This is a genomic window from Pseudomonas sp. MF08831, assembly GCF_059862645.1.
Window position 1 is genome coordinate 53584 of sequence record NZ_JCBCUX010000018.1, and the last position, 12784, is coordinate 66367.

11 protein-coding genes are annotated in these 12784 nt (G+C 61.0%); 9 read left to right on the top strand and 2 right to left on the bottom strand.

All coding sequences use genetic code 11. The annotated features are described in order from the left end of the window. Positions 1–88 precede the first annotated feature (88 nt). The gene (locus tag AC19YS_RS28320) at positions 89–946 is read left to right on the top strand and encodes an SDR family oxidoreductase (protein WP_500603165.1); all 858 of its coding nucleotides are present in this window, start codon (positions 89–91) and stop codon (positions 944–946) included. A gap of 116 nt (positions 947–1062) precedes the next feature. Here AC19YS_RS28320 and AC19YS_RS28325 read toward each other — a convergent pair whose 3' ends face one another. Then, on the bottom strand, positions 1063–1977 hold the full coding sequence (locus tag AC19YS_RS28325; protein ID WP_500603166.1) for a site-specific integrase: 915 nt from the start codon (positions 1975–1977) through the stop codon (positions 1063–1065). A 108-nt stretch (positions 1978–2085) separates the two neighbouring features. Beyond that, positions 2086–2904: a M949_RS01915 family surface polysaccharide biosynthesis protein gene (locus AC19YS_RS28330; RefSeq protein WP_119740374.1), complete on the bottom strand. Its 819-nt coding sequence runs from the start codon at positions 2902–2904 to the stop codon at positions 2086–2088. Positions 2905–3375: 471 nt separating this feature from the next. Here AC19YS_RS28330 and arnC point away from each other — a divergent pair, with 471 nt between their 5' ends. From arnC to AC19YS_RS28370, 8 genes are read left to right on the top strand one after another with little or no spacing between them, the layout of a single operon-like run. Then, entirely contained in the window at positions 3376–4416 is a 1041-nt protein-coding gene (gene arnC, locus AC19YS_RS28335) for an undecaprenyl-phosphate 4-deoxy-4-formamido-L-arabinose transferase (protein WP_169366720.1), read from the top strand. Then, on the top strand, positions 4413–6404 hold the full coding sequence (arnA, locus tag AC19YS_RS28340) for a bifunctional UDP-4-amino-4-deoxy-L-arabinose formyltransferase/UDP-glucuronic acid oxidase ArnA (RefSeq protein WP_119740370.1): 1992 nt from the start codon (positions 4413–4415) through the stop codon (positions 6402–6404). Before arnC ends, arnA begins: the two co-directional genes overlap by 4 nt. Then, positions 6404–7288 (top strand): 4-deoxy-4-formamido-L-arabinose-phosphoundecaprenol deformylase, encoded by an 885-nt coding sequence (gene arnD / locus AC19YS_RS28345; RefSeq protein ID WP_500603168.1) that lies wholly within the window; start codon positions 6404–6406, stop codon positions 7286–7288. The genes arnA and arnD overlap by 1 nt, the downstream gene beginning before the upstream one ends. Next, on the top strand, positions 7285–8940 hold the full coding sequence (arnT, locus tag AC19YS_RS28350) for a lipid IV(A) 4-amino-4-deoxy-L-arabinosyltransferase (RefSeq protein WP_106579204.1): 1656 nt from the start codon (positions 7285–7287) through the stop codon (positions 8938–8940). The genes arnD and arnT overlap by 4 nt, the downstream gene beginning before the upstream one ends. Next, positions 8937–9284: a 4-amino-4-deoxy-L-arabinose-phosphoundecaprenol flippase subunit ArnE gene (arnE, locus tag AC19YS_RS28355; protein WP_106579203.1), complete on the top strand. Its 348-nt coding sequence runs from the start codon at positions 8937–8939 to the stop codon at positions 9282–9284. Before arnT ends, arnE begins: the two co-directional genes overlap by 4 nt. Beyond that, positions 9281–9694 (top strand): 4-amino-4-deoxy-L-arabinose-phosphoundecaprenol flippase subunit ArnF, encoded by a 414-nt coding sequence (gene arnF / locus AC19YS_RS28360; RefSeq protein WP_169366723.1) that lies wholly within the window; start codon positions 9281–9283, stop codon positions 9692–9694. The genes arnE and arnF overlap by 4 nt, the downstream gene beginning before the upstream one ends. Then, on the top strand, positions 9691–11070 hold the full coding sequence (locus tag AC19YS_RS28365; protein ID WP_106579201.1) for a UDP-glucose dehydrogenase family protein: 1380 nt from the start codon (positions 9691–9693) through the stop codon (positions 11068–11070). Before arnF ends, AC19YS_RS28365 begins: the two co-directional genes overlap by 4 nt. A 3-nt stretch (positions 11071–11073) precedes the next feature. Then, positions 11074–12696, top strand: coding sequence for an ArnT family glycosyltransferase (locus AC19YS_RS28370; RefSeq protein ID WP_500603169.1), 1623 nt, complete (start codon positions 11074–11076; stop codon positions 12694–12696). The last annotated feature ends 88 nt before the right edge of the window (positions 12697–12784 follow it).

Here is a 12784-nt window from a genome sequence, read left to right on the forward strand (position 1 = left end):
CGTCGGGCTTGCCCGACATTCACTACAACTATCGCCGCCGGCAAAACTACTAACTCCATAGCACCCTTGAAGACCTATGGAGACTGAGATGACTGACTACCCTCGCCCACCCTTCGCCCCCCAAGCCCAATCCGTACCCGGCTTCCAGAAGAAAATGGACCCGTACCCCGACTGCGGCGAGAAGAGCTACAAGGGCTCGGGCCGGCTGGCCAACAAAATCGCACTGATCACCGGTGCCGACAGCGGCATTGGCCGCGCCGTCGCCATTGCGTTTGCCCGTGAAGGCGCCGATGTGGCCATCGCTTACCTGGACGAGCATGAGGACGCCAAGGAGACCGCACGCTGGGTTGAAGAAGCGGGCCGCCAGTGCCTGTTGCTGCCCGGCGATATTGCCCAAAAGGCCACGTGCCAGGCGCTGGTCGACAAGACCGTCGAACAGTTCGGGCGCATCGACGTGCTGGTCAACAACGCCGCGTTCCAGATGACCCACGAAACCCTCGAAGAGATCGAAGACGAGGAATGGGTGCGGACCTTCGATATCAACATCACCGCGATGTTTCGCATCTGCAAGGCCGCCCTGCCCCACATGAAAGCCGGCAGTTCGATCATCAATACCAGTTCGGTCAATTCCGACATGCCCAAGCCAACGCTGTTGGCCTATGCCGCCACCAAGGGCGCCATTGCCAATTTCACCGGCGGCCTGGCGCAATTGCTGGGTGACAAAGGCATTCGGGTCAACAGCGTAGCGCCGGGCCCGATCTGGACACCGCTGATCGTAGCGACCATGACGGACAAAGACGTGCAGAGCTTTGGCAGCGAAACCCCACTGGGGCGCCCCGGCCAGCCGGTAGAAGTGGCGCCGATCTATGTGTTGCTGGCCTCGGATGAAGCCAGCTATATCTCCGGTTCGCGCTACGCGGTCACCGGCGGCAAGCCAATCCTTTAAACCCCGTACACCACCAAGTAACGAAGGGGGCTTGCTCCCGATAGCGCTGGGTCAGTCAGTGAGTCGCTGACCCTGCATCTTCGGAAGCAAGCCCCCTCTCACATGGTTGACTGAAGTTATAAATCAAACCGGTCCACGGCGCGCCGCCGCTCATTGTCGTCGCGTACGTCATAGCTGGCGGTAGTCTGGATATTGCTGTGGTGCGCGAGTTTCTGCGCGATTGACAGGTCATGCTCCTCAATCACCCGGGTGATGAACGAACGCCTGAAGTCATGCGGCATGATTTTCACGCCAACCTGTTCGCCGCGTTGACGGGCGATGTAATAAATCGCGTGTTTGGTAATGCGCTCACGGGTGATATGGCTGCCCCGGCGAATGCGGTTGAACAGGAACGTATCGTCCTGCTCGCCGTCCTTGAGCTGCTCGCGACGAAAGTCCAGCCAGGCTGTCAGCTTTTCAAATGCCCAGGCGGGCGCGTACTTGATCAACGCCTTGTTGCCTTTGCCGGTCACGCGCAGGCTGCGTTCCTCGAAGTTGATCTGCGCCAGGTCGAGGTTCACCGACTCTGACTTGCGCATGCCCGAGCCATACAAAATGCCGATCACCGCCGCATCCCGCAGGCCCTGAGGGCGCGGGTCGGCAGCGCAGACTTCCATCAGTTCGCGAATCAGGCTGCGGCGCAAATTGCGCCCCTGGCCCAGCCGGGTCCCGGGCGCCGCCTTGACCGAGCGCATCTTGAGCAGGTGGTCCTGGCTGATCAGGCTCATGCGCCAGGCTTCGTTCATCACCCCACGCACGGCATTCACATACAGCGAAGAGGTGTTGGGCGCGTAGCCGTCCTCGCGCAGCGCGGCGACCAGGGAAATCACGTGTTCCGGTTGCAGCAGGTGCCAGTCGATGTCTTCGAGGTTGATGTCTTCGAAGCCCAGGCGGTCGGCGGCGTCCTGCAGCACGTAGCGCATGGTCAGTTGGCTGGAGGGCGCGAGGCGAGTGAGGTAAAGGGTCAGCGGGTTGCGGATGGACTCAGTCAAGGTAGATCAGCCTTTGGATTAAATACCTCGATCAAGCCATTGTTTAATCGAGGTATTTAGTGAATTGGCGAAGGCCGAGTCTAGCGCAGGACCGGCCCTGGCACCAAATCACGGGGCCGTTTCGTCATCCCCGGTAGCGTCGTCGGGCTGAGGCTGGGTCTGGGATTGACTCCACTCGGTGTCCTGCTTCTGCATCAGCGCGAACCAATGCTGGCGCATGAACGCCAGGTAACTGTCCGGCGCCTTGGCAAAGTCCTTTTCATCGCCATAGCAGCCCGGCAGAGGTAACTCGGTGCCCTGCTCCTTGTACTGACTGACCAGCGCCTGCTGCGCCGCCACGCTGCAATCCTTGGGCAGCGGCATGCCCCGCAAGGCGCCGGCTTCCTCGTCCCACCAGCTCGCCCCAACGCGATCGACGCCGCGCAGGCGGTACTTCTGGGATTTGCCAACGTGCATGATCAGTTTGAATTCGTTCGGGCTGACATCGCTGGTGCACGTGCGCGAATAGCCCACCGTGGCCTGGGTGATGCCGTCGCCGGTGAGGTCGGTGACTTTGGTGGCCGCCATGTCAAAACGCAGCGCGGCGTCGAACTGGCAATGCTGCACATCGTCATAGAGCATCCACACGCGCTTGGGATGATCGCCAGCGAGCAGGTATTGCGCGGCGTAGACGAACGCCGACTGGGTGCCATCGTCATCGCGTTCGCTGACCTGTTCGGCGAGCACCAGCAGGTTCTTGCCCTGGCTGTCGTCCCAGGTGTAGGCCGCGACCTGTTTGCCGCGCACTTCGACGCCTTCGGGCACCTGATCGACAGAGGTGAGCGCCACGCCATCATCGGCGCGCACGGTCGTGACGCAGGCCACAGCCATCAACAATCCCATCAACGCAGGCCGCAACTGGCCGCGTAAAAGCTGCACGCTATTCATCCGAGTACCCTGGCAAGAGATGGCTTACTTTACCGGCACTTGAGGGGCAATGCAGAGAAGTTTGTTGAATAAAACCGGCGGCACACTGCAAGCTGCAAAAAACGCCACGGTTTTACCGGTTCAAGGTATCCCCTGGCGCCTCAGTTACTTAGCTGAACCCTAGCTGTCTACCTGTCAAATAAACGAGTTTTTCATCCGCCTTTCATATTCGTTCAACATTTTTCCGCTTAATCTTGGCCCCAGGACTTGAGAACGAGGCGCGTGTTATCGGACTAACTTGTTGATTACGCTTTACCTTTGAGACATTTCGTCTTTACTACGCTTGCCCATGGAAGAAATTATTGCCAGTCTCAGGAAGGTCGAATGAACACCGCAAACCCACGCTATGTTTAATCAGTTTTCTGCACCTTCAGCCGCCGATGACTGCTGTTTTCACGCGCCAACCTGCTCTAGCCCCGAGGTCATGAATCTTTGAAACCCTACCCTATTCATTGCGTGTCGATCGTCATCCCGGTCTACAACGAACAAGAGAGCCTGCCTGAATTGCTGCGTCGCACAAGCGCAGCCTGCAAGCAACTGGCCTACGAATACGAAATCATCCTGGTCGATGATGGTAGTCGCGACAATTCGGCCCAATTGCTGGAAGACGCTGCCGCGCAAGAAGGCAGCCATGTAGTGGCGGTGATCCTCAACCGTAACTACGGCCAGCATGCGGCGATCATGGCCGGCTTCGAGCAGTGCCGTGGCGAAGTGGTAATTACCCTCGACGCCGACCTGCAAAACCCGCCGGAAGAAATCCCGCGCCTCGTCGAACAAGCCGCCCTGGGCTACGACGTGGTCGCCACCGTGCGCAATAACCGCCAGGACTCGGCGTTCCGCCGCTGGCCTTCGCGCCTGATCAACCTGGCCGTGCAACGCTCCACCGGCGTGGCCATGACCGACTACGGCTGCATGCTGCGCGCTTACCGGCGCACCATCGTCGACGCCATGCTGGCCTGCCGCGAGCGCAGCACCTTCATCCCGATCCTGGCCAACGGTTTTGCCCGCCACACCACGGAAATCCTGGTGCATCACGCCGAGCGTGAGCACGGCGAATCCAAATACAGCGCCATGCGCCTGATCAGCCTGATGTTCGACCTGCTGACGTGCATGACCACCACGCCGCTGCGCCTGCTGTCGATTGTCGGTTTCAGCCTGGCCGCCCTCGGCGTGCTGTTCGCCTTTGCGCTGGTCATCCTGCGCCTGGCCTTTGGTGCACAGTGGGCTGGCGATGGCATGTTCGTGCTGTTCGCGGTGCTGTTCGTGTTCACCGGTGGCCAGTTCATCGGCATGGGCCTGTTGGGTGAATACCTGGGTCGCATGTACAGCGATGTACGCGCCCGCCCCCGTTTCTTCATTGAAAAAGTGCTGCGCAACCAACCGGCAGCACCGGCTCCAGTGGTCGTTGTTGACGGCCTGGTGTCCTCCCATACCTCCACTTCTACTTCTCCTTCCGATCAGGTTTCGTCATGAATTCAAAAGCTGTTGTCTTCGCTTATCACGATATTGGCTGTGCAGGCATTGAAGCCCTGCTGACCGCCGGCTACGACATTGCTGCCGTGTTCACCCATGCCGACGACCCCAAGGAAAACAATTTCTACGGTTCCGTCGCCCAACTCTGCGCCCGCAACGGCATCCCGGTGCACGCACCGGAAGACGCCAACCACCCGCTGTGGATCGAGCGCATCGCCAAGCTGAACCCGGATTTCATCTTCTCGTTCTATTACCGCAACCTGCTGAGCGAAGCCTTGCTGGCCACCGCCAAAAAAGGCGCGTTCAACCTGCACGGCTCCCTGCTGCCGCAATACCGTGGCCGCGCACCGGCCAACTGGGTGCTGGTCAACGGCGAAACCGAAACCGGCGTGACCCTGCACCGTATGGTCAAGCGCGCCGATGCCGGCCCGATCCTGGCCCAGCAGAAAGTCGTCATCGACCGTACCGACACCGGCCTGACCCTGCACGCCAAGCTGCGTGACGCCGCCACCAGCCTGCTGCGCGACGCACTGCCGCAACTGGCCCAGGGCAAACTGGCTGAAACCGCACAGGACGAAACCAAGGCCACCTACTTTGGCCGCCGCACCGCTGCCGATGGCAAGCTGGACTGGAAAAAGCCGGCTGAAGAGCTGTTCAACCTGGTTCGCGCCGTCACCCAACCGTACCCGGGCGCCTTCTGCGCTGTGGGCGAGCACAAACTGATCGTTTGGCACGCTGAAGTGGTCAAGGGCAACGAAGGCCTGGCCCCAGGCCGCGTAATCAGCGTCAACCCGCTGCGCATTGCCTGCGGCGAAGACTCGCTGGTGGTCAAGTTCGGCCAGCGCAACGAAAACGGCCTGTACCTGGCCGGCCCTTCGCTGGCGGATGAATTGGGCCTGGTGGACGGTTCCGTGCTGCGCGGTGCCGAGTCCGGCCGCAAGCCACGCCGTACCCGCGTACTGATCCTGGGTGTGAACGGCTTTATCGGTAACCACCTGTCCGAGCGCCTGCTGCGTGACGACCGTTACGAAATCTACGGCCTGGACATCGGCTCCGACGCCATCGAGCGCCTGCGCAGCCACCCGAACTTCCATTACGTGGAAGGCGACATCAGCATTCACTCCGAGTGGATCGAGTACCACATCAAGAAGTGCGACGTGGTCCTGCCGCTGGTGGCCATCGCCACGCCAATCGAATACACCCGCAACCCGCTGCGCGTGTTCGAACTGGACTTCGAAGAGAACCTGAAACTGGTTCGCTACTGCGTCAAGTACAACAAGCGCGTGATCTTCCCGTCGACCTCCGAAGTCTATGGCATGTGCCAGGACCAGTATTTCGACGAAGACACCTCCAACCTGGTCGTCGGTCCGGTCAACAAGCAGCGCTGGATCTACTCGGTCTCCAAGCAACTGCTGGACCGCGTGATCTGGGCCTACGGCGACAAAGGCCTGAAGTTCACCCTGTTCCGTCCGTTCAACTGGATGGGCCCGCGCCTTGACCGTCTGGACTCTGCGCGTATCGGCAGCTCCCGCGCCATCACCCAGTTGATCCTGAACCTGGTGGAAGGCACGCCGATCCGTCTGTTCGACGGTGGCGAGCAGAAGCGCTGCTTCACTGACATCGCCGACGGCATCGAAGCCCTGGCGCGCATCATTGATAACGACAATGACAACTGCAACGGTCAGATCATCAACATCGGTAACCCGGAAAACGAAGCCAGCATCCGTCAGTTGGGCGAAGAACTGCTGCGTCAGTTCGAAGCTCACCCGCTGCGCAGCAACTTCCCGCCGTTCGCCGGTTTCCGCGACGTAGAGAGCAAGGCGTTCTACGGCACCGGTTACCAGGACGTGGCACACCGCAAGCCAAGCATCGAAAACGCCAAGCGCCTGCTGAACTGGGAGCCTACCGTTGAGATGAGCGAAACCATCGGCAACACCCTGGACTTCTTCCTCAAGGAAGCCATGCTCGAAATCGCGGACAAGAAGTAATGAAGGCAGGCTTGCGCATTGACGTCGACACCTACCGTGGCACCCGTGAAGGTGTGCCGCGGTTGCTCGAATCCCTGGATGAAGCCGGGGTTAAAGCGACGTTCTTCTTCAGCGTTGGGCCGGACAACATGGGGCGCCACTTGTGGCGCCTGATCCGCCCGCAATTTCTGTGGAAGATGCTGCGTTCCAATGCCGCCGGGCTGTATGGCTGGGATATCTTGCTGGCCGGGACCGCCTGGCCGGGCAAACCGATTGGCCGTGACCTGGGGCACTTGATGCGCCAGGCCAAGGCGGCCGGCCATGAAGTCGGCCTGCACGCGTGGGATCACCACGGCTGGCAGGCCAACACCGGGCGCTGGAGCGAGGCACAGCTCATCGAGCAGATCCGTCGTGGCGTAGACACCCTGAGCGACATTCTGGGTGAACGCATCGACTGTTCAGCGGCCGCCGGTTGGCGTGCCGATGAGCGCGTGGTGCAAGCCAAGCAAACGTTCAACTTTCGCTACAACAGCGATTGCCGGGGCACCAGCCTGTTTCGTCCGACCTTGGCCGATGGCAGTGCGGGCACCCCACAAATTCCGGTAGACCTGCCGACCTTCGACGAAGTGGTCGGGCCGGTAGTGGCTGCCAAAGACTTCAACAGCTTCATTCTTGACCGGTTTAACGCGTCGAAGCTGAACGTCTACACGATCCACGCAGAAGTAGAAGGGATTCTGATGGCTGATGTTTTTCGCCAGTTGCTGGCCCAGGCCGGGCAGCGCGGCATCGACTTTAAACCCCTGGGCGACCTGCTGCCCGCGGATGTGACCACCCTGCCCCAGCAACACCTGGTGCGCGGCGCGTTGAGCGGCCGTGAGGGTTGGCTCGGAGTGCAGCAGGCATGATCCGGCGCTGGGCACTGCCCCTGCTCCTGTTGGCGTTTGGCGTGTTTTACCTGTTACCGCTGGCCAGCCACGGCCTGTGGATTCCCGATGAGACCCGTTACGCGCAGATCAGCCAGGAAATGCTGTTGACCGGCAAATGGGCCTCGCCGCATTTCATGGGCATCCGCTACTTCGAGAAACCCGCTGCCGGCTACTGGATGATCGCGCTGGGCCAGGCGATCTTCGGTCAGAACCTGTTCGGTGTGCGCTTTGCTTCGGCCCTGAGCACCGGGCTGAGCATTCTGCTGGTTTACCTGGTGTCGCGCCGCTTGTGGAATGACCCGCAAAAAAGCCTGGTCAGCACCGTGCTGTACATGAGCTTTGTCAGCGTGGCATTGCTGGGTGGCTACGCCAACCTGGACCCGCAATTCACCTTCTGGGTCAACCTGACCGGCGTTGCGCTGTGGTTCTGCTTTGACAGCAGCACCCGCCAGGGCCGCTTGGGGTCCTGGGCGTTGCTGGGTTTTGCCTGCGGCATGGGTTTCATGACCAAGGGGTTTCTGGCCTGGTTGCTGCCGGTGTTGATCGCCCTGCCCTATGCAATCTGGCAGAAGCGTTTTCGTGAGTTGCTCGGGTACGGCGTGGTTGCCGTGGTCGTGGCCATTATCGTCAGCCTGCCCTGGGCGCTGGCCGTGCACCTGCAAGAGCCGGATTACTGGAACTTCTTCTTCTGGCACGAGCATATCCAGCGCTTTGCCGGTGATGACGCCCAGCACGCCGAGCCGTTCTGGTTCTACCTGCCGCTGATGGTCGCGTTCTCGCTGCCGTGGATTGCGCTGTTGCCGTCCACGCTCAAACAGGCGTGGCTGCAAAAACGCCTACCGCAGACCGCCTTCCTGTTGCTGTGGCTGCTGATGCCCCTGGCATTTTTCAGCCTGGCCAAAGGCAAGCTGCCGTCGTACATCATGCCGTGCCTGCTGCCGTTGGCCTTGTTGATGGGCTCGACCCTGAGCGACAAGCTCGCCCTGGGCCACGGCCGTGCCCTGCGCATCAACGGCTGGTTGAACCTGGCGCTGGGTGTTCTGGCGGTGCTGGCGCTCAGCTGGTTCCAATTGAAAAAGCCTGTGTATGACCACGGCGAAGAAACCCTCAGCCTGGTGCTGCTGTTCACCTTTCTGTTCGGCTGGATCGTGGTCAACCTGCTCCAGGCGGCGCGCCCGCTGAAACTGTGGGCCGCGCCGGTGATCGGCAGCTGGCTGCTGGTGGCATTGGTGCCCGCCGCTTTGCCGCATTCGGTGGTTTACAACAAGACCCCGGACCAGTTCATCATCGATCACCTGGACGAACTGCAACCCACTGCCTCCCTGCTCAGCAATGACCTTGGCGCGGCCTCGGCGCTGTCGTGGCGCATGGGGCGTCCGGACGTCAGCCTCTACAACACGGTCGGCGAAGTGAAATACGGCATCGCCTACCCGGACACCGCGCACCGCAGGATCGATACCCACGAAGTCCAGCAATGGATGAGCGAGGCGCGCAAGAAAGGTTCTGTCGGTGTGGTCATGCGGGTCAAGGGTGACGATGAAGTCGCCGAAGTCAACCTGCTGCCCAAGGACGGTAAACGCTATGAGCAAGGCAACATTGTGATCCTGATTTTCCCACAGGCCGCGCAATGATCACCCTGCTTCTATTGCTGGGCGCATGCCTGCTGACGTGCATGGGCCAGGTCTCGCAAAAGTTTGCCGTGGAAAGCTGGCGCGACCAGCCGGAGGGTTGGGCGCCCAAATTGCGCTCGCCGTGGCTGTGGTCGGCGCTGGTGTGCCTGGGCCTGGGCCTGCTGGTCTGGCTGCTGGTGTTGCAGCGCCTGGAAGTGGGCATCGCCTACCCGATGCTCAGCCTGAATTTTGTACTGGTCACGCTGATGGCGCGCTTTGTTTTTCATGAACACATCGACGGCCGGCACTGGCTGGGCGTGGCGCTGGTGATCGGCGGTGTGGTGTTGCTGGGGCGTCACGTATGAGCCGGGCTCAAGGCTTTGCCCTGGCCCTTGGCAGTGTCGGCCTGGTCAGCGCCGCCCAATTGGGCATGCGCTGGAGCATGACGCGCCTGCCGCTGCCAGCCGACTGGCTGAATGCGTTCAACAGCAATGCCATCGACCTCGGCGCCTTGGGCGTGGTGATCCTGGCGATCATCGCCTATGCGCTGTCGATGCTGTGCTGGCTTGGCGCACTCAAGCATTTGCCGCTGGGTCGCGCCTATTCGCTGCTCAGCATCAGCTACGCGTTGGTCTACCTGCTGGCCGCCAGCCTGCCGGTGTTCCACGAAGCTTTTTCGCTTTCAAAAACCCTGGGGGTGGCGTTGGTCATCCTCGGTGTTCTGGTTATTAACTCTCGTCGTGCTAGCGTTGCAAGCCCCAGGAATGTCCCATGAAAATCAGTGTATTTGGTAGCGGTTACGTCGGTCTGGTGCAGGCCACCGTATTGGCCGAAGTCGGTCACGATGTGATCTGCATGGACGTGGACAAGAGCAAGGTCGAGTCGCTCCAGAAAGGCCATGTGACCATCTTCGAGCCGGGGCTTGCGGCCATGGTCAAGGAAAACCTGGAAAGCGGGCGCCTGCACTTTACCTTCGATGAAAAGCTCGCGGTCGAACACGGTGAAGTACTGTTTATTGCCGTGGGCACGCCGTCGGATGAAGACGGCTCGGCCGACCTCAAATACGTGCTGTCGGTGGGTGATGCCGTGTCCCGCCACCGCGTGGAGCCGGTGATCCTGGTGGAAAAATCCACCGTTCCCGTCGGCACCGGCGACACCCTGCGTGCGCACATCGAAAAGAACCTGCGCACCGCCGGCCGGCAGCTGGAGTTCGATATCGTCTCCAACCCGGAATTTCTCAAGGAAGGCTCGGCCGTCGCCGACTGCCGCCGTCCGGACCGCATCATCATCGGCTGCGAGCGCGAGGAAGTGCGTGAAGTGATGCGCGACCTCTACGCGCCGTTCAACCGCAACCATGACCGCATCATCTTCATGGACCTGCGCAGCGCCGAACTGACCAAGTACGCCGCCAACTGCATGCTGGCGACCAAGATCAGCTTTATCAACCAGATCGCCGAGCTGGCCGAACACCTGGGCGCGGACATCGAAGCCGTGCGCCTGGGCATCGGTGCCGACTCGCGGATCGGTTACCACTTCATCTACCCCGGTTGCGGCTACGGCGGCTCCTGCTTCCCCAAGGACATGCGCGCCTTGATCCACAGCGCCAAGCAAGCCAACTGCTCCAGTGACTTGCTGGAAGCCGTGGAAGCGATCAACCAGCGCCAGAAGAGCAAGCTGTTCGAGCGTATCAACGCTTACTTCAAGGGCAACCTGCAGGGCAAGACTTTTGCCTTGTGGGGCCTGGCGTTCAAGCCCAACACCGATGACATGCGCGATGCACCGAGCCGTGTGCTGATGGAGGCCTTGTGGGCCGCGGGTGCCAATGTCCGTGCATTTGACCCGGAAGCCATGCAGGAAACTCAGCGCATCTACGGCGACGAGTCACGCCTGACGCTGTTGGGCACGCCGGAATCGGCCTTGAGCGGCGCCGATGCGCTGATCGTTTGCACCGAATGGCAGCAGTTCAAGGCACCGGATTTCGACCTGATCCACGCACGCCTGAAAAACCCGGTGATCTTCGACGGTCGCAACCTGTATGACGGCGAACGCCTGGCTCGCAAAGGCTTCAAGTACTTCCCGATGGGCCGTGGCGACTCCTGTGAACTGCCGATCCCTCAGCAAAACTGGGTACAGCAGGTCAAGGAAGCCTGATACGTGAACAAAGCTTATCCGCCCCTGCTCACTGCAACGATCCGTCACCAGTCGCTGGGGCTTGGGCTCCTGGCGCTGGTGCTGTTTATTGCCGGCAACTGGCACCAGGCGATTATCGGGTTTGACTCGCGCTTCGTGGTGTTTGCCCAGGAAATGCTGCGTCATGGGCCGAGCTTTTTCCCCACGACCTACGGGCAGCCCTACGCCGATTACCTGGCCACCTCGACCGTGTTGACGTGGTTGTTCTCGTTGCCCTTGGGCCAGGTCACCAGCTTGACCGCCTGGTTGCCCACGGCCATCGCTTCGGCGCTGATCGTGATGCTGGTGTATCGGCTGACGGCGCCCTACTCCGTGCGCTGGGGCCTGCTGAGTATTGCGATGTTGCTGCTCAGCAGCACTTTCATCAGTGAAACCCGGGCGGTGTCCCTCGACCAGATGCTCGCGGCAGTGGCCTTGGCGGTGTTTTACCTGGGGTATGCGCATGATCACTTCGCCAGCCCGAAACGCCTGCACTGGCTGTTCCTGTTGCTGATCGTCGGCTTCGCCATCCGTGGGCCGATCGGCCTGGTGATTCCAACCGGCGTGCTGTGCAGCTATTACCTGCTCAACCGGCAGTGGCGCCAACTGTTCACCTTCGGCCTGATTGCCCTGGCGTTGCTGGCGGCCTGTGTGGGCCTGTTGCTGCTGCTGGCCAAGCTCAGCGGTGGCGAGGACTTCATGCAGGACGTGATCCGTATGCAGTTCCTGGGGCGCATGGATGGCACCGAAGGTTCCAGCGGCGCGCTGTATTACTTCACCAGCTCGCTGGGCAATTATGCCCTGGCCTATCCACTGGCACTGTTGGTGCTGGTGGCGGTGGCCGTCGGCGGGCGCCGCACGCCAGACCCGGCCTTGCAGCTGGTGCTGTATTGCGCCGCCGCCGGGTTGCTGGTGATGCTGGGCTTGTCGGTGCCTCAGGCAAAAAAGGCGCGCTACATCCTGCCGATGTTGCCGATGGCGGCGATCCTTGCGGCCTACCCGTTCCAGGTCACCCAGGGGCGGCTGTTTGCAGGGCTGCGCGCCTTGATGCTGGGTATCTGGACGCTGATGCCGGCACTGCTGGCCGTCGGGCTGGTGGTGGCGCGCCGACGTTACGCCGAGCAACTGGGCAACCTGGGGGTGATATTCGGCGTACTGGGCGTGCTTCAGGTACTGGCGCTGCTGGCGGTCTTCAACGTGCGGATACGCGCGACGGGGCCAGCCTTCGCTGCGGTACTGGCGCTCTGGACGACTTACATCGTGGTGGTTGAACCCCTGGAGCGCGCGCTCTACGACACCCGCACCTTCACCCTGGCGGTCAAAGATCAGATCACGCAGCAGCCGGCGCCTGTGGTATTGCACGGGTTGGGCAAGGATGCGAAAGCCATCAAGTTCATGGTCAACTTCAACTGCGACAAGGTGCCGTTGTTCACCCATTCCTCCGCAGACCTGGCCCCGCTGCAAGGGCCTGCCTGGCTGGTGATGAGCGCGCAGGATTTCGAAAACCTGCAGGACCCGCGCTTGAAATCGGTTACGCCGACGCTTACCGGGGAGTTTGACAAAGACCCTTATGTGCTGCTGCATATGGGGAAAACCCCGGCGCCCTGATCGCGGTGCTGGCCGTGTGTACAAGACGACGCCCACTTCAACAAGAGTGGGCGTTTTCATTACCGCAACCGAGAAAGCACCTACACAG